Consider the following 15301-nt stretch of genomic DNA (forward strand, 5'->3'; position numbering starts at 1 on the left):
CTATCGGAAGGCCCGTGGGCTTCGTTGAGCCCGTGGGGTAGCCTGCCCGCCATGCGCGTGACCGTCCGGCTGTTCGGGCCGATCCGCGAGCTTGCCGGTGCGAAGGAGCTGCACGTCCAGCTTCCGGCCGGCGCGACGGTGGCCGCGCTGCGCGCGCTGCTCGCCGGGAAGCACCCGGAGATCGCCGCCCTGGGCCCGCGGCTGCGCATCTCCGTGAACCGCGAGCTCGCGGCCGAGGACGCCCCGCTGGCCGACGGCGACGAGGCGGCGCTCCTGCCGCCGGTGTCGGGCGGCTCCGGTGGGGACCCCCCGCGCTGCACGATCTCGGAGCGCCCGCTCGACCCGGAGGCGGTCGCTGCCCGGGTGCTCGGGCCCGACGCCGGCGGCGTGGTCAGCTTCGCCGGCGCCGTGCGCGAGCACGCGCGCGGCCACGCGATCGAGCACCTCGAGTACGAGGCGTACCCGGAGATGGCGGTCCAGGAGATGGAGCGCATCTGCGACGAGGCGGCGCGCCGCTGGCCGGGCGCGCGCGTCGCGATCGCGCACCGGGTGGGCCACCTCGCGATCGGCGAGCTGGCCGTCGTCGTCGTGGCGGCCGCCGCCCACCGCGCCGAGGCCTTCGACGCCTGCCGCTTCGCGATCGACGCCCTCAAGGAGACCGTGCCGATCTGGAAGAAGGAGGTCGCGCGCGACGGGTCGTACTGGGTGGACGACCACGCGTGAGCGGGCATCGCGGGCGTGCGGGCGAGCCCTCGAGCGCGGGCGCCCACCGGAGCGCCGCCCCGCGCCGCGTGCCGTCGGTGGTGATCACGGTGAGCGACACGCGCACGCTCGCCGACGACACGGGCGGGGCGCTGCTGGTCGAGCTGCTCGAGGGCGCCGGGCACCCGGTCGCCGGCCGCGTGCTGGTGCCCGACGACGTCGGCGCGATCCAGAACGCGCTCGACGAGGCGGTGATGCGCGACGACGTCGCCGCGGTGTTCCTGACCGGCGGCACCGGGATCGCGCCGCGCGACGTGACCCCCGAGGCGCTGCTGCCGGTGCTCGACCGGCCGATCCCGGGCTTCGGCGAGCTGTTCCGGGTGCTCTCCTACCAGGAGATCGGGCCCGCCGCGCTGCTCTCGCGCGCGCTGGCCGGCACCGTGCGCGGCCGGCTCGTGGCCGCGCTGCCCGGCTCGCGCGCCGCGATCCGGCTCGCCATGGAGAAGCTGCTGCTCCCGGAGCTCGGCCACCTCGCCGCCGAGGCGGTCAAGAAGGGCTGAGGCATGCACGCGGTCGTGTCGGCCTTCCTGGGCATCGCCCTGCTGGCGGCTCCGGCCGCCGCCGAGCTGTGGGTGTGGGTCGACGGCGAGGGCCGCACCCACGTCACCGACGACGCCGCCAAGGTCCCGGGCGAGGCGCGCGCGCGCGACGGCGGCGGGGCCGGGCTCGACGCGCTCTGGGGCGGTCGCGTGCGCGGCCCCGCGCCCGCGCCGGCGGCCCGCGGCTCGAGCCGCCCCGAGGACCGCGCCGCGAGCCTCGTGCGCTCCGCCCTCGACGACCTCCAGCACGGCGAGAGCGGCCGCGCCGCAGCGGCGCTCGAGGGCGCGCTGCGCGCCGACCCCGGCAACGTCGAGGCGCACTGGTACCTGGCGCTCCTCGACCGCCAGCGCGGGCGCCTCGACTCCTCGCAGCGACACCTGGAGGCGTTCCTCGCGCGCGCCGGTGACGAGCACGACGACTGGCGCGAGTCGGCGCGCCGCCGGCTGGCCGCGGTGGGCGACGAGAAGCGCCTCGCGGCCGCGCAGGCCGCCGAGGGGCCGCTGCGCCTCGCCGCCGCCGCAAGCCCCCACTTCCGGATCCAGTACGACGAGCGCCTCGGCGAGGCGCGCGCCGACTACGCCCGCACCGTGACCCGCTACCTCGAGGAGGCCTTCGAGCACGCGCGCCGGCGGCTCGGCGTCGCGCCGGCGGAGCCGACGGGCGTGGTCTTCTACGGCAAGGCGGCCTACCTGGCCGCCCACCAGCACCGCTTCAGCTTCCCGACCGTCGGCTTCTACGACGGCCGCATCCACGTCGCCTCGGCCGCGCACCCGGCCGGCGAGCTGCGCGCGCTGCTCTTCCACGAGTACGTCCACGCGGTCTTCGCCGAGCGCACCGGCGGGCACCGGCCGTTCTGGCTGAACGAAGGCCTCGCCGAGCTCGCGGAGCGCGCGTCGAGCGCGCAGGAGCCGCTCTCGCGCCGCGAGCGGGCGATCCTGCACGAGCGCATCGCCTCCGGCGACTGGACCCCGCTCGGCGAGCTGGTCGCCGGCTTCGGCGGCCTTCGCGAGGGGGCGGCGCGGCTCGCCTATCTCGAGTCGACCGCGGCCGCGGCCTGGGTCCACGCGCGCACGACACCGTCGGGGATCGCCGCGCTCCTCGACCAGCTCGGCGCCGGCGCCGCGCCCGACGCCGCCCTGCGCGCGGCGGTGGGGACCGACACGGCCGGCGTCGACACCGCCGTGCGCGCCGGGATCGAGGCCGAGTTCCCGCGCCAGGCGCAGGCGCCGTAGCGCCCGGGCCGGATTCGCGCACCGGGCTCGCTCCGGGGCTCACGAGATGGGCTCTAGGGAAGATCCGGCGTGTCAAAGCTATTTCGGATACGGAACACTAGGGCCGCCCGCGCGACTCCCCCGTCGCCACGGCGCGCGCGAAGAGGTGCGCGAGGCGCAGTGCCTCGGGGAGGTCGGACTTGCGGCGCGAGGCCGCGACCAGCGCGGCGGCGCGCGCGGGCTCGATCCCCGCGCACGCGAGCCACGGCCCGCCCTCGATCCGGAACGCGGCCGGACAGGCGGCCACGCTGGCGAGCCGCGCCTCGAGCCCGGCGGCGCGCAGCGCGCCGGCGAGCCGGTGGTCGGCGGGATCGCGGCGGTTCACGACCAGCACCGGGCGGGCCAGCGCGCGCGCGAGGGCCGGCACGTCGACGACGCCGAGGCCGGCGATGGTGACGCCGCCGAGGACCACGCCCGCGAGCCCCTGGGCGAGGCGGAGCGCGCCGATCCAGCCGGCCAGGAAGCCGGTCGCGCCGTCGCCGTCGACCGGGAAGCGGGTCAGGGCCACGCCTTCCACCTGGTCGGCACCCTCGGTACGCACGGCCACGATCGGGACGTCGCGGTCGCGGTGCTTGTCGAAGGCGCCGTCGTCGATGCCGAGCAGGTGCGGCCGGAGCCGATCGCCGCGGCGCGCGGGCGCGCCCGCGTCAGCGGCGCACGGCGAAGCCATCGAGGCCTTCGGGCGGCTCGTCCGCGACGTCCACCTGCTCGACGCGCGCCGCGGGCGGCCCGCGCCGGCAGAAGGCGAGCGCGGCCTCCACCGCCTCGCGCGCGCCCTCGAAGACGGCCTCGACGCTCCCGTCGGCGCGGTTGCGCACCCAGCCGGCGAGGCCGAGCGCGCGCGCCCGCTCCTCGGTGGCGCCGCGGAACCAGACGCCCTGCACGCGTCCCTGCACGACCACCCGCCTGCGCACCCGGTCGGCCGCCATCGCCGCTACGCTAGCCGACCATGTCCACCCGACTCGACGGCCTGCTCGACGAAGCCCGCGACCTCCTGCCCGAGCTGGTGCGGCTGCGCCGCCGTCTGCACGAGAACCCGGAGCTCGGCCTGGTCCTCCCCGAGACCCAGAAGGCGGTGCTCGAGGCGCTCGCGCCGCTCGGGATCGAGACGGCGACCGGCGGCGCCACCAGCGCGGTCGTCGCGACCCTGCGCGGCCGGGCGGCGGGCGCGGGCCCGACGCTCCTGCTGCGCGCCGACATGGACGCGCTGCCGATGCCCGAGCAGACCGGGCTGCCCTTCGCCTCGCGCCACGACGACCGCATGCACGCCTGCGGGCACGACGCGCACGTCGCCATGCTGGCGGGCGCCGCGACGCTCCTGGCGCGCCGCCGCGAGGCCCTGCCCGGCACCGTGAAGCTGCTCTTCCAGCCCGGCGAGGAGGGCTACGGCGGCGCCCGCATCCTGGTCGAGGAGGGCCTGCTCGAGGCCGCCCCCGCCGTCGACGCCGCCTTCGCGATCCACGTCGACTCGACGCTTCCGCCGGGCCGGATCGCGCTGCGCCCCGGCCCGATCCTCGCCTCGGCCGACGTGCTCTCGATCGACCTCCACGGCCGCGGCGGGCACGCCTCGATGCCGCACCTGGCGGGCGATCCGATCCCCGCGGCCGCCGAGATCGTGCTCGCGCTGCAGAGCTTCGTGACGCGCCGGATCGACGTCTTCGACCCGGTCGTGATCACGGTGACGCGCCTCCAGGCCGGCACCACGAGCAACGTGATCCCCGCCACGGCGAACCTGCTCGGCACGATCCGCAGCACCTCCGAACGCGCGCGCGCGGCGGCGCACGAGGGCGTGCGGCGCGTGGCGGCCGGCGTGGCGGCCGCGCACGGGCTCGAGGCGCAGGTGCACGTCCTCCCGGGCTACCCGGTGACCGTGAACGACGCGGGCTTCACCGCCTTCACCCGCTTGGTGGGCGGCGAGCTGCTCGGCGAAGCGGCGCTCGTCGAGATGGCGGCGCCGGTGATGGGCGCCGAGGACTTCTCGTTCGTGCTCCAGCGCGTGCCCGGAGCCCTCGTCTTCCTCGGCGTGCGGCCGCCCGGCGAGCGCGGCGAGCCCCTGCACTCGAACCGCATGACGATCGACGAGGACGCGATGGCGCAGGGCGCGGCGCTGCACGCGGCGATGGCCTTGCGCTTCCTCGAGGAGCGAAGCCGGGCGTGAGCCGCGCGTGGCCGCTCTCGCCGCGCGCGGCGCGGGTCTTCTACAACGCGGCCGACGCCTGGCTCGGGCCGGAGGCGGCCGCCGCCGACCGGGTGGCGGCGCTCGGCCCGCTTCCGGCGGCCGGGCGCCGGCGGCTCGAGCGCGCGCTCTTCTGGCTCGAGTGGTCGCCGCGCCTGCTGCTGCACTCGCGGCGCGGGCTTGCGTGGCTGCCGCGCGCCGAGCGGCGTGCCTGGCTCGACCGCCTCGGCGCCGGCCGGCTCTTCCGCCGTCCGGTGGCGGTCGTCCGCCGCCACGTCGAAGCCGTCGCCGCTCAGTCGCGCGACGGCGCGTAGTACTCGAAGTCCACGAGCTGCTCGCGCAGGTAGTCCCGCAGGCGCGACACCACGCGCGCCTCGAGCTGGCGCACCCGCTCGCGGGTCACGCCGAAGGCGTCGCCCATCTCCTGGAGCGTCCGCGGCTCCTCGGCGAGGATGCGCTCGTTGACGATGCGCTGCTCGCGCTCGTCGAGCGTCGCGGCGAACTCGCGGACCTTCTCGAGGAAGACCCGGCGCAGCTCCTCGTCGGCCACGTTCTGCTCGGCCGAGCGCACGCCGGAGGCGAGGAAGTCGCCGAAGGTGGCGCTGCCCTCTTCGTCGCCGACCGGCGCGTCGATCGAGAGATCGCCCTGGCCGAGGCGCTGCTCCATCTCGCGCACGTCCTCCTCGCTCACGTCGAGCCGCTCGGCGATCAGGCGCGGCTCCACCTCGAAGCCCTGCCGCTCGAGCTCGCGCTTCTCCTTGTTGAGCCGGAAGAAGAGCTTGCGCTGGGCCCGCGTGGTGCCGAGCCGCACGAGCCGGATGTTGTCGAGCAGGTACTTGAGGATGTAGGCGCGGATCCAGTAGGCGGCGTAGGAGGAGAGCTTGACGCCCTGGTAGGGATCGAAGCGCTGCACCGCCTGGAGCAGGCCGACGTTGCCCTCCTGCACCAGGTCGAGGAGGTTCGTCCAGGTGCGGCGGTACTCCATCGCGATCTTCACGACCAGCCGCAGGTTCGCGAGCACCAGCCGGCGCGCGGCCTCGACGTCGCCGTGCTCGACCCAGCGCAGCGCGAGGGCGTGCTCCTCCTCGCGCGGGATCGGCGCGTGGTGGCGGAGCTCGGCCATGTAGCGGCCGAGGGCGTCGGCGGGGCCGACGTCGCGGTCCGCGGCGGGCAGCGCAGGCAGACCCGGCGCCGGGGGTGCGAGCGTTGCGGCCGGCGACGCCGGAGGATCCCGGCGCTCGGGGGGATCGTTCGACGTCACGCGTGCAGGCTAGCGCAAGCGAACGCGCGGGCCGGCAGGCAAAGCCTGCCGGCCCGCGCGCCAGCGGGCTCGCGCGACGGCGCGCTCTACTGGTGGAAGGTGCGGATGTACGCGACGAGGTCGGCGATCGCCGGGTCGCCGAGGTAGCCCCAGGGTGCCATCAGCGGCGAGCCGCCGTAGGCGGCGGCGCCGTTCTTGATCACCTGCTCGAGATCGGCGTCGGTGCCGGGCTTGCCGTCCTTGTCCGCGTCGAACTTGAAGTCGGCCTTCGTGAAGTCGCGGGGTGCGGTGCCCTGGGCCGCGAGCGCCTGGCCGGTCGGGCCGTCGCCCTTGCCGCTGGTGCCGTGGCAGCTCGCGCAGTTCGCCTCGAACAGGGTCTTGCCCTTCGCCGCATCGCCCGCCGCCTGGGATGCGGCCGGGAGCAGGAGGCCCAGCACGGCAGCGAGCCCGCCGATCGCCAGGAACTTGATCATCGGAGCCTCTCCTCTGTCGCCCGGCGATCGCATGGCGCGCGCGGGCGCTCGGTGGTGCGACCTTCGACGCGGCCGGAGCCGCCCGATTCGAGGGTCGGGCGCGGAGCATAAGGAAGTGCAGGGGGGGTGCAAGAACGCTCAGCCGAGCCCGAGCCGCGGCCACTCCTGGAGGAGCTGGACCAGCAGGCGCACGCCGAAGCCCGTGGCGCCGTAGGGCTGGCAGGGCCCGGCCTTGCTCGTGTAGGCGGTGCCGGCGATGTCGAGGTGCGCCCAGGGCACGTCGCCGACGAAGCGCGAGAGGAAGGCGGCCGCCGTACACGCGCCGGCGTCGCGGCTGCCGCTCACGTTCTTGAGGTCGGCGACGGGGCTCTTCATCTGCTCGCGGTGCTCGTCGAAGAGCGGCATCGGCCAGGCGCGCTCGCCGGCCGCGTCGCCCGCGCGGCGCAGCGCGTCGACCAGCCCCTCGTGGGTCCCGAAGAGCCCGCAGGCCGCGCTGCCGAGCGCGACCACGCAGGCGCCGGTGAGGGTGGCCAGGTCGATCATCGCGGCCGGCTCCCAGGTGGTGCGCGCGTAGTGGAGCGCGTCGCACAGCACGAGCCGGCCCTCGGCGTCGGTGTTCTGGACCTCGATGGTGAGCCCGGACATGGAGGTGAGGATGTCGCCAGGCCGATAGGCCTCGCCGCCGGGCAGGTTCTCGGCCGCGGCCAGGATCCCGACCAGGTGCAGCGGCAGGTCGAGGAGCGCCGCCGCGCGCAGCGTCGCGACCACGGTCGCCGCGCCCGACATGTCGTGCTTCATCTCGTGCATGCCGGCGGAGGGCTTGATCGAGATGCCGCCCGAGTCGAAGGTGATGCCCTTGCCCACCAGGCACACGGTGGGCCGCGTGCGGCCGCGCCGGGGCTTGTGCTCGAGCACGACGAGGCGCGGCGGGTGCTGGCTGCCCTGGCCCACCCCGAGGAGCGCCCCCATCTTGCGCCGGCGCAGCTCGGCGACGTCGAGCACGCGGACCGTGAGGCCCACCTCGCCCGCCACCTTGCGCGCCTCGCGGGCGAGGGCCTCGGGGGTGAGCGCGTTGGGCGGCTCGTTGGAGAGCCGGCGCGCCAGGTTCTGGCACTCGGCGAGGACGGTGCCGAGCTCGGCGGCCTCGCGCGCGGCGGCGAGGTCGGCGGCGCGCTCGACGAGCAGGGTGGTGCGCGCGACGGGCGGCTTCTCGTCCTCGCGCCGGGTGCGCCAGGGGTCGGAGCGGTAGGCGGCGAGCAGGGCGCCCTCGGCCAGGGCCCGGGCGGCGGGGCCGGCCGGGACGCGGCGGCTCGCGGGGAGCGCGATCGCGAGCTGGCGGGCGCCGCGGCCGGCGGCGGCGCCGAGCGCGCGGCCCGCGGCCTGGCGCAGGCCCTCGGCGTCGAGCTTCGCCTCGTCGCCGAGGCCCAGCAGCAGCACGCGGCGCGGGCCGGTCCGGCCGCGCGCGTACACGATCTGGTGCTCGCCCCGCCGGCCCCGGAAGTCGCCGCTCTGCGCCGCGAGCGCGAGCGCGCCCCCGAGCGCGCGGTCGAGCGCGGCGGCGCGGGCGGGAAGCCGGCCGCCGGCGGCCAGGGTGGGCAGGGGCAGGGCGAGCAGGTCCGCCTTCACGCGGGCCGGCTCGTGCGAATCGACCGACAGCTTCATCCGTCCTCCATCGCGCGGGTTTGAAGGCCCGCGCCCCGTTTCCTACCCTCGGCCGCCAGATCCGACAGGTCTGCTGCAACGAGAGGCACATGGCGCTGGTTCTCGCCGGGACGCACTGGGGGGTACGTCTCGCGAGCCTCGACATCCTCGACCTGATCCTTCAGGCGAGTTGGCTCGCCAAGCTCGTCCTCCTCCTGCTCGCCATCGCATCGGTCGTCAGCTGGGCGATCATCGCCTTCAAGTGGCGCGAGCTCCGGCGAGCGGCCCAAGATAGCGAGACGTTCCTCGAGGTGTACCACGAGGGCTCGCTCGAGTCGGCCCACGAGGCCGCGCGCGAGCTGTCGTCGAGCCCGCTCGCCCAGGTGTTCCTCGAGGGCTACGGCGAGCTCTCGCGCATCGCACGCTACGCGGGCAAGTCGCTCGGCGGCGGCCTCGGGGAGCTGCAGCAGCGCGCGCTCGAGCGGGTCGTCGAGTGGAGCGCCGCCAGCGAGGCGCAGCGGCTCGAGCGCGGGCTCGAGTTCCTCGCCACGACCGGCAGCGCCGCGCCCTTCGTCGGGCTGTTCGGGACGGTGGTCGGCATCATCGCCTCCTTCCACCAGATCGGGGAGGCGGGCAGCGCGAGCCTCGCGGTGGTGGCGCCCGGCATCGCCGAGGCCCTGATCGCGACGGCGATGGGTCTGTTCGCCGCGATCCCGGCCTCGATCTTCTACAACCACTACGTCGGCGAGCTGCGCAAGCTCGGCAACTCGATCGACCTCTTCACCGCGCAGTTCCAGGCCGACCTGCGGGCGCGCGGCCCGCGCGTGGCCGAGGGCGGCCCGCGCGCGACGGTGGGCTGATGGCGGCGGTCCGGCGCGGCGGGCACGGGGGCCTCAGCGCGGAGATCAACGTCACGCCCTTCGTGGACGTGATGCTGGTGCTGCTCGTGATCTTCATGGTGACGGCGCCGCTCATGCAGCAGGGCATGGACGTGGACCTGCCCGAGACCACCACCCAGCCCCTGCGCCTGTCCGAGGAGCCGCTGGTGCTGACCGTGCAGCGCGACGGCCGCACCTTCCTGGCCCGCGAGGAGATCGCGCTCGACGGCCTCGAGGCGAAGCTCGGGGCGGTGTTCGCGGCCCGGGGCGACAAGGAGCTCTACCTGCGCGCCGACCGCGAAGCCCCCTACGGCCTGGTCGTCCAGGCCATGGCCGCGGCCCGCGGCGCGGGCGCCACCCGGCTCGGCATCGTGACCGAGCCCGAGCCCTGAGACCGGGGAGCGGGAGGATCCGACGCTGTTGCGCGACCGCTCGCGGAGGCGCTCGATCGACTGGCTGGACCCCGACGCCGCGCGGCGCCGGGAGCTGCGGCGCTTCGTCGGGTGGTCGGCCGCCGCGCACGCGCTCGTGCTCGGCGCGCTCGCCTGGAGCCCGGGGCCCGGGGCCCCGAAGCTGCCGGGGGTCGTGACGGTGGACCTGGTGGCGATGGCGGCCCCGGCGTCGGGGCCGGCCAGCGCGCGTGCGGCGCGCGCGCCGAGCCCGCGGGCGCCTGCGCGGCCCCAGGCCGCGCCGAAGCCGATCCCGAAGCCCGAGCCGCCGAAGCCGGCGCCCAGGCCCGAGCCCCCGCGCCGCGAGGCGGCGCTGCCGAAGCCGCAGCCGGCGCCCGAGCCGAAGAAGGCGCGCGAGCGCGCGCAGGCCGACCCGAAGCCCGAGCCGGAGCCCGGGCCCAGGCCCGAGGCGAAGCCGCGCGAGCCCGCGAAGCCGCAGCCGCCGCCGAAGCCGGAGCCCGCCCGCGCGGCCAAGCCACCCGAGCCTCCGAAGCCGCCGCGCGAGGAGGAGGCCTACGACGACGTGCTTGCCGAGCTGCGGGCCGAGCGCGGCGAGAGCCGGCCCGCGCCCGTCGCGAGCGCCGCACCCGCGGCGGGCGTCGCCGGCGCAACCGGCGTCGCGGGCGCGTCGGCGCGGGGCGCTGGCCAGCCGCTCGACGCCGACGTCGCCTTCTGGCTGCGCGCCGCGAAGCTCCACGTCGAGAGCGCCTGGATCCTGCCGCCCGGGATCCAGCGCGCGGCGCTGCGCACGGTCGTGAGCGTGCGCCTCGACGAGGGCGGGCGCGTGCTCGGCGCGCCGCGCGTCACCGAGCGCTCGGCGAACCCCTGGTACGACGAGAGCGTCGTGCGCGCGATCCAGAAGGCGAGCCCGCTGCCGCCGCCGCCCGAGTCCGGCGAGTGGCGCTTCGAGTTCACGCCGCCCGGGAGCGCCGGGTGAGACGCGCCGCCGCCTCGCTCGCCGCACTGGCCCTGCTCGCCGCCGCCGCGGCCGCCCGCGCGCAGGACGAGCGGCCGACCGTGGTCGTGACCGATCCCAACGCGCGCGCCTTCCGGGCCGCCGTGCAGGAGTTCCTCGCGCAGTCCCCGGGATCCTCCGGGCCTGCGGCGGGGCTCGACACGGCGCGCTTCCGCAGCGAGCTCGCGGACGCGCTCGACTTCTCGGGCGTCTTCACGAGCCTCGACCCCGCCGCCTTCCTCGCCCCGCGCCGCACCGCCTCGCTCGACGGCACGCTCGCCTGTGCGGACTGGGCCCCGATCGGCGCGGACGCCGTCGTCGAGGGCGTGACCTCGGGCGGCCCCGCGATCGCGGTCGACTTCCGGGTCTGGGACGTCGCGCGCTGCACCGCGCTCCTGCACAAGCGCTACACGGGCGGCGCGAGCGACGCCGGGCGCATCGCCAAGCGCATCGCCGACGACGTGGTCGAGGCCTTCACCGGCAAGCGCGGGGTGGCGAGCACGGAGATCGCCTACGTCTCGACGCGCGCGAAGGCCGCCGGGTCCGCGAAGGCTTCCGCGGGCACGCCCGAGATCTGGGTGATGGATGCCGACGGCGCGAACGCGCGCCAGGCCACCCGCAACCGCTCGATCAACGGCTTCCCGGCCTGGTCGCCCGACGGCAAGGCGATCGTCTACATGTCGTATCTCTTCGAGCGCGCGCCGCACCTGTTCCGCCTGGTGCGCGGCGGCGGCCTCCGGGCCGGCCGCATCCTCGAGGGGCTCGACGCCGGAACCCCCGTGTATCGCGGCGTCTACGACCCGAGCGGCCAGCGGCTGGCCGTGGTCGTGAGCCGCGGCGGCGCGCCCGAGATCTACGTCGTCGACGCCGACGGGCGCAACCCGCGCCGGCTCACCCGGCACGACGCGATCGACGTGTCGCCCACCTGGTCGCCCGACGGCCAGCGCATCGCCTTCGTCTCCGACCGCAGCGGGTCGCCCAACCTCTACGTGATGGACGCCGACGGCGGCAACCTGCGCCGGCTCACCTTCGGGGGCTACCACACGGCGCCGGCGTGGTCGCCCGACGGGCGCTGGATCGCCTACGAGGTGCGCGCGGGCGGCGGGCAGTTCGACCTCTGGCTCGCCGACCCCGAGGGCAACGGCCAGATGCCGCTCGTCACCCACCCGCGCAGCGACGAGAACCCGAGCTGGGCGCCGGACTCGCGCAAGCTCGCCTTCCACTCCACGCGCACGGGCCGCCCCGAGATCTTCGTCGTGGACGTCGACGGCGAGAACGTGCGCCAGATCACCCGGGGTGGCGGCGAGAGCACGGCGCCCGCCTGGGGTCCGTACCCTCGCTGAGGAAAGGAGCAGGCATGCGCGACGAACGGGCGAGAAGGGGAGGCGCGCCGGCGCGCGTGCTCGCCGCTGCGTTGGGCGGCGTGCTGGCCGCGGCGGCCCTCGGCGGCTGCGCGACCGTGGCCGAGCACCGCAAGCTCGAGCGCGAGGTGCTCGCGATGAAGCGCGGCGGCTCGGGCTCGCGCGTCGCGGACCTCGGCGCGCAGCTCTCCGAGATCGAACGCCGGCTCGGCGTGATCGAGGGCCGACTCGAGGAGGTGTCGCACGACGCCGGCCTCGCGCTCGAGGAGGCCCGCAAGGCGCGCGCGGAGGGCGCGCGCGGGGGCGCGGCTCCGGGTGCGGCGCCGCTGGCCGCGCCCCCGGGCGCCGCGCCGCCGGAGATGCCCCCGGCGCCCGCTGCCGCCGGGCCCGGCGCCGAGCCGCCGCCGCGCGCCGCGCTCGCGCCGGCGGAGCCCGCGGCGGGCGAGCCTCCCGCGGCGGCCGGGGCGAGCGCGGAGGAGGTGGCCGAGTACCGCGCAGCGCACGCCGCGTGGCGCGCCGGCGACCTCGACGGCTGCATTGACCGATTCAAGCGCTTCCTGCAAACTCGCCCGACTTCGCCCTACGCGGACGACGCGGCTTACTGGATGGCGGAGTGTCACTTCAAACAGGGCGACTACAAATCCGCCATCCTCCGCTTCGACGACGTCGTGGCACGCTATCCGGAAGGGGACAAATCGGCGGATGCCCTCTATCGCCAGGGCGAGGCGCTCCTGAAGCTCGGGCCGAGCTACTCGAAGGCGGCCGGCAAGGCCTTCGAGCGGGTGATCGAGGAGTATCCGAGCTCGCCGCGGGCGGCGGAGGCGAAGCGGCAGCTCGACCTGCTGGGAGCGGGCTGAGGCAGGAGGCGGATCCGGAGCCGGATCCACGGATCCACGGGAGAAGGGCGAGTTGAGGAAGCGCGACCTCGAGAAGTTCAAGAAGATCCTGAGCGAGCAGCGCGACCAGCTCGCGGGCAACGCGAAGCGCGCGCTGACCGGCGACGTGCACCTGGACCCGGACGACTTCCCCGACGAGATGGACGCCGCCTCGTCGGAGATCAACCTCGCCTTCACCGGGCGCCTGCGCGAGCGCGAGCGCCACCTGCTGGCCAAGATCGAGCAGGCCCTCGAGAAGATCGAGGCCAACGAGTACGGCCTGTGCGAGAGCTGCGGCGAGGAGATCGGGCTCAAGCGCCTCGAGGCGCGCCCCGTCGCGGAGCTGTGCATCGACTGCAAGTCCGAGCAGGAGCGTCTCGAACGACGCATGGGGTGAGGGCGATGCTCGGCGACCGGCCGGTGCTGGGCATCGAGAGCTCGTGCGACGAGCTGGCCGCCGCGGTGGTGCGCGGCCGCGAGCTGCTCGCGAGCGTGGTGCACGGGCAGGGCGACGTGCACGCGCCCTACGGCGGCGTCGTGCCGGAGCTCGCGTCGCGCGACCACGCCCGCCACGTCTCGCAGGTGGTCGAGGCGGCGCTGCGCGCGGCCGGCACCGGGCCCGAGGCGCTCGGCGGCGTGGCGGTGACCGCCGGGCCCGGTCTCGTCGGCTCGCTCCTGGTCGGGCTCTGCTTCGCGAAGGCCTTCGCCGCGCGCTTCGGGCTGCCGCTCGCCGGTGTGCACCACGTGGCGGGGCACCTGGCGTCGGCCGAGCTGGCCGACCCGGAGCTCGCGCCGCCCTACCTGGGCCTCGTCGTCTCGGGCGGCCACACGGCGCTCTACCGGATCCGCGCCGACGCGCCGCCCGCGCTGCTCGGCGAGACCCGCGACGACGCCGTCGGCGAGGCCTTCGACAAGGTCGCGAAGCTGCTGGGGCTCCCCTACCCGGGCGGCCCGGCGCTGGCGCGCGTCGCCGAGACCGGCGACGAGCAGGCGGTGGCGCTCCCGCGGCCGATGCTGGCCGGGCCCGGCCTCGACTTCTCCTACAGCGGCCTCAAGACCGCCGTCGCGCTCGAGGTCGAGCGGCGGAGCAGCGCGGGCGGTGCCCTCTCCGAGCGCGAGCGCGCGGATCTAGCGGCGTCGTTCCAGGCCGCGGCCACCGACGCGCTGGTCGCGAAGGCGCGCCGGGCGCTCGCGCGCGAGGGGCTCGGGCGGCTCGCGGTGGTGGGCGGCGTCGCGGCCAACCAGCGCCTGCGCGAGCGGATCGCGGCGGCCGCCCGTGCCGACGGCTTCCGCGCGACCTTCCCGCCGCTCGCGCTCTGCACCGACAATGCCGCCATGATCGCGGCCGCCGGCGCGCGCCGGCTCGCGCGCGGCGAGCGCGACGACTTCTCGCTCGGCGCCTTCGCCCGCGCGCCCGTCCCGGCATGAGGGCCCGCGGCGGGCGCGCTGCCGCGTGAGCGAGCGTGCCGCGATCCGCGCGCTGCTCGCGCGCCGCGGCCTGGCGGCGCACCGCGAGCGCGGCCAGAACTTCCTGGTCGACCCGGCCCTGGCGGCCGCGATCGCCGACGCCGCGGGCATCGCGCCGGACGACGCGGTGGTCGAGATCGGCCCCGGCCTCGGGATCCTGACCCGCGCGCTCGCCGCGCGTGCCGCGCGCGTCGTGGCGATCGAGATCGACGCGGGGCTCGTGCGGGCGCTCGGCGAGGAGGGCGGCCTGCCGGCGAACGTCGAGCTCCTCCACGCGGACGCGCTCGCCGTGGACCTCGACGCGCTCGCGGGGCGCCTCGGCCCCTCCGTGCGGGTGGTCGCGAACCTGCCGTACTCGGCCTCGGCGCCGATCCTGCGCCGGCTCCTCGCGCTGCGCGGGCGCCTGCAGGGCTGGCTCGTGCTCGTGCAGCGCGAGATGGCGCTGCGGCTCGTGGCGCGGCCGAGCGAGCCCGACTACGGCTCGCTCGCCGTGCTGCACGCGCTCTGCGTGCGCCTCGAGCGGGTGCGCGACCTGCCGGCCGCCTGCTTCCACCCGGTCCCCAAGGTCACCTCGACGCTCGTGCGGGCCACTCCCCTCGAGGCGGCGCCGATCGCTCCGGCACGCGGACCGGTGGACGAGCTCCGGGACCTCGAGCGGCTGGTCCGGGCCGCCTTCGGGACCCGGCGCAAGACGCTCGTGAACGCGCTCCGGGCCGGGCTCGCGCCGCCGCCGGCCCAGGAGGAGCTCCATGCCGCCCTCGACCGCCTCGGGCTCGACCACCGCTGCCGGGCCGAGGCGCTCGCGCCCGAGGCGTTCCTCGCCCTCACCCGGGCCCTCGGGGGATCCCGCCCGCCAGACCAGTGAGCGCCGCCGCGACCTGCCGGTGCCGCTGCCGGTCGAGATCCGCAGCCGGGACGGCGCGCTGCGGGTCGAGTACGCGGTGAACGTCTCCTCGAGCGGCCTCGGCCTGCACCTGCCGCATCCCCTGCCGGCGGGCGAGACGCTCGCGCTCGGCTTCGAGCTCCCCGACGGAGGGGGCCGCATCGAGGCGCGCGGGCGGGTGGCCTGGGTCGAGGCGATCCGCCGCACCGCGCGCGCCCGCCTGCGCGAGGCCGGCATCCGCTTCGAGGTGCTGCGCGAGGAGGACCGGCGCCGGCTCGCCCGCTTCGCGGCCCGTTGACACGTCCGGGG

19 protein-coding genes are annotated in these 15301 nt (G+C 76.5%); 14 read left to right on the forward strand and 5 right to left on the reverse strand.

All coding sequences use genetic code 11. The features are described from left to right. The first annotated feature begins 51 nt into the window (after positions 1-51). Genes OZ948_08990 through OZ948_09000 form a run of 3 tightly spaced genes read left to right on the forward strand, consistent with a single transcriptional unit; the run spans position 52 to position 2534 of the window. A complete protein-coding gene (locus OZ948_08990; GenBank protein ID MEB2344864.1) occupies positions 52-723 on the forward strand; it encodes a molybdenum cofactor biosynthesis protein MoaE in 672 nt (223 codons plus the stop codon). Then, the gene (locus OZ948_08995; GenBank protein ID MEB2344865.1) at positions 720-1262 is read left to right on the forward strand and encodes a MogA/MoaB family molybdenum cofactor biosynthesis protein; all 543 of its coding nucleotides are present in this window, start codon (positions 720-722) and stop codon (positions 1260-1262) included. The genes OZ948_08990 and OZ948_08995 overlap by 4 nt, the downstream gene beginning before the upstream one ends. Before the next feature lie 3 nt (positions 1263-1265). After that, on the forward strand, positions 1266-2534 hold the full coding sequence (locus OZ948_09000) for a DUF4124 domain-containing protein (protein ID MEB2344866.1): 1269 nt from the start codon (positions 1266-1268) through the stop codon (positions 2532-2534). A gap of 97 nt (positions 2535-2631) precedes the next feature. On the opposite strand, the gene OZ948_09005 is transcribed toward OZ948_09000, so the two are convergent. After that, entirely contained in the window at positions 2632-3243 is a 612-nt protein-coding gene (locus OZ948_09005) for a DUF99 family protein (GenBank protein ID MEB2344867.1), read from the reverse strand. Then, on the reverse strand, positions 3221-3502 hold the full coding sequence (locus OZ948_09010; GenBank protein ID MEB2344868.1) for an acylphosphatase: 282 nt from the start codon (positions 3500-3502) through the stop codon (positions 3221-3223). Before OZ948_09010 ends, OZ948_09005 begins: the two co-directional genes overlap by 23 nt. 20 nt (positions 3503-3522) lie before the next feature. Here OZ948_09010 and OZ948_09015 point away from each other — a divergent pair, with 20 nt between their 5' ends. Together OZ948_09015 and OZ948_09020 are read left to right on the forward strand one after the other, a co-directional pair. Next, positions 3523-4731 (forward strand): M20 family metallopeptidase, encoded by a 1209-nt coding sequence (locus OZ948_09015; GenBank protein MEB2344869.1) that lies wholly within the window; start codon positions 3523-3525, stop codon positions 4729-4731. Further along, on the forward strand, positions 4728-5063 hold the full coding sequence (locus tag OZ948_09020; protein ID MEB2344870.1) for a hypothetical protein: 336 nt from the start codon (positions 4728-4730) through the stop codon (positions 5061-5063). The genes OZ948_09015 and OZ948_09020 overlap by 4 nt, the downstream gene beginning before the upstream one ends. Here OZ948_09020 and OZ948_09025 read toward each other — a convergent pair. The 3 genes from OZ948_09025 to OZ948_09035 form a co-directional block, all read right to left on the reverse strand. Then, entirely contained in the window at positions 5042-6010 is a 969-nt protein-coding gene (locus OZ948_09025; protein MEB2344871.1) for an RNA polymerase factor sigma-32, read from the reverse strand. The genes OZ948_09020 and OZ948_09025 overlap by 22 nt on opposite strands. A gap of 86 nt (positions 6011-6096) precedes the next feature. Continuing rightward, positions 6097-6483, reverse strand: coding sequence for a cytochrome c (locus OZ948_09030; protein MEB2344872.1), 387 nt, complete (start codon positions 6481-6483; stop codon positions 6097-6099). A gap of 138 nt (positions 6484-6621) precedes the next feature. Continuing rightward, on the reverse strand, positions 6622-8145 hold the full coding sequence (locus OZ948_09035; GenBank protein MEB2344873.1) for a leucyl aminopeptidase: 1524 nt from the start codon (positions 8143-8145) through the stop codon (positions 6622-6624). An 89-nt stretch (positions 8146-8234) separates the two neighbouring features. Here OZ948_09035 and OZ948_09040 point away from each other — a divergent pair, with 89 nt between their 5' ends. The 9 genes from OZ948_09040 to OZ948_09080 are packed head-to-tail and all read left to right on the forward strand — an operon-like array spanning position 8235 to position 15290. After that, complete coding sequence (locus OZ948_09040; protein MEB2344874.1) at positions 8235-8984, forward strand: MotA/TolQ/ExbB proton channel family protein; 750 nt, start codon at positions 8235-8237, stop codon at positions 8982-8984. Then, a complete protein-coding gene (locus OZ948_09045; GenBank protein MEB2344875.1) occupies positions 8984-9394 on the forward strand; it encodes an ExbD/TolR family protein in 411 nt (136 codons plus the stop codon). The genes OZ948_09040 and OZ948_09045 overlap by 1 nt, the downstream gene beginning before the upstream one ends. Positions 9395-9422: 28 nt before the next feature. After that, positions 9423-10388 carry an energy transducer TonB gene (locus tag OZ948_09050; protein MEB2344876.1) on the forward strand — a complete coding sequence of 322 codons (966 nt, stop codon included), beginning with the start codon at positions 9423-9425 and terminating at the stop codon, positions 10386-10388. Further along, positions 10385-11749: a DPP IV N-terminal domain-containing protein gene (locus OZ948_09055; protein MEB2344877.1), complete on the forward strand. Its 1365-nt coding sequence runs from the start codon at positions 10385-10387 to the stop codon at positions 11747-11749. The genes OZ948_09050 and OZ948_09055 overlap by 4 nt, the downstream gene beginning before the upstream one ends. Positions 11750-11763: 14 nt before the next feature. Then, positions 11764-12624 (forward strand): tol-pal system protein YbgF, encoded by an 861-nt coding sequence (gene ybgF, locus OZ948_09060; GenBank protein ID MEB2344878.1) that lies wholly within the window; start codon positions 11764-11766, stop codon positions 12622-12624. A gap of 52 nt (positions 12625-12676) precedes the next feature. Next, complete coding sequence (dksA, locus tag OZ948_09065) at positions 12677-13039, forward strand: RNA polymerase-binding protein DksA (protein ID MEB2344879.1); 363 nt, start codon at positions 12677-12679, stop codon at positions 13037-13039. 5 nt (positions 13040-13044) lie between these two features. Next, complete coding sequence (tsaD, locus tag OZ948_09070) at positions 13045-14070, forward strand: tRNA (adenosine(37)-N6)-threonylcarbamoyltransferase complex transferase subunit TsaD (protein MEB2344880.1); 1026 nt, start codon at positions 13045-13047, stop codon at positions 14068-14070. A gap of 25 nt (positions 14071-14095) precedes the next feature. Continuing rightward, positions 14096-14974, forward strand: coding sequence for a 16S rRNA (adenine(1518)-N(6)/adenine(1519)-N(6))-dimethyltransferase RsmA (gene rsmA, locus OZ948_09075; GenBank protein ID MEB2344881.1), 879 nt, complete (start codon positions 14096-14098; stop codon positions 14972-14974). Between the two features lie 19 nt (positions 14975-14993). Then, a complete protein-coding gene (locus tag OZ948_09080) occupies positions 14994-15290 on the forward strand; it encodes a PilZ domain-containing protein (GenBank protein ID MEB2344882.1) in 297 nt (98 codons plus the stop codon). Positions 15291-15301 lie beyond the last annotated feature (11 nt).

It is taken from the genome of Deltaproteobacteria bacterium (assembly GCA_035063765.1).
Lineage (GTDB): Bacteria > Myxococcota_A > UBA9160 > UBA9160 > PR03 > CAADGG01.

Bases quoted from the DNA above. Each gene is read 5' to 3' on its own strand.
- OZ948_08990 (MEB2344864.1), top strand. From the start codon at position 52: ATGCGCGTGACCGTCCGGCTGTTCGGGCCGATCCGCGAGCTTGCCGGT.
- OZ948_09000 (MEB2344866.1), top strand. From the start codon at position 1,266: ATGCACGCGGTCGTGTCGGCCTTCCTGGGCATCGCCCTGCTGGCGGCT.
- OZ948_09005 (MEB2344867.1), bottom strand. From the start codon at position 3,243: ATGGCTTCGCCGTGCGCCGCTGACGCGGGCGCGCCCGCGCGCCGCGGC.
- OZ948_09010 (MEB2344868.1), bottom strand. From the start codon at position 3,502: ATGGCGGCCGACCGGGTGCGCAGGCGGGTGGTCGTGCAGGGACGCGTG.
- OZ948_09015 (MEB2344869.1), top strand. From the start codon at position 3,523: ATGTCCACCCGACTCGACGGCCTGCTCGACGAAGCCCGCGACCTCCTG.
- OZ948_09030 (MEB2344872.1), bottom strand. From the start codon at position 6,483: ATGATCAAGTTCCTGGCGATCGGCGGGCTCGCTGCCGTGCTGGGCCTC.
- OZ948_09035 (MEB2344873.1), bottom strand. From the start codon at position 8,145: ATGAAGCTGTCGGTCGATTCGCACGAGCCGGCCCGCGTGAAGGCGGAC.
- OZ948_09040 (MEB2344874.1), top strand. From the start codon at position 8,235: ATGGCGCTGGTTCTCGCCGGGACGCACTGGGGGGTACGTCTCGCGAGC.
- OZ948_09045 (MEB2344875.1), top strand. From the start codon at position 8,984: ATGGCGGCGGTCCGGCGCGGCGGGCACGGGGGCCTCAGCGCGGAGATC.
- ybgF (MEB2344878.1), top strand. From the start codon at position 11,764: ATGCGCGACGAACGGGCGAGAAGGGGAGGCGCGCCGGCGCGCGTGCTC.
- tsaD (MEB2344880.1), top strand. From the start codon at position 13,045: ATGCTCGGCGACCGGCCGGTGCTGGGCATCGAGAGCTCGTGCGACGAG.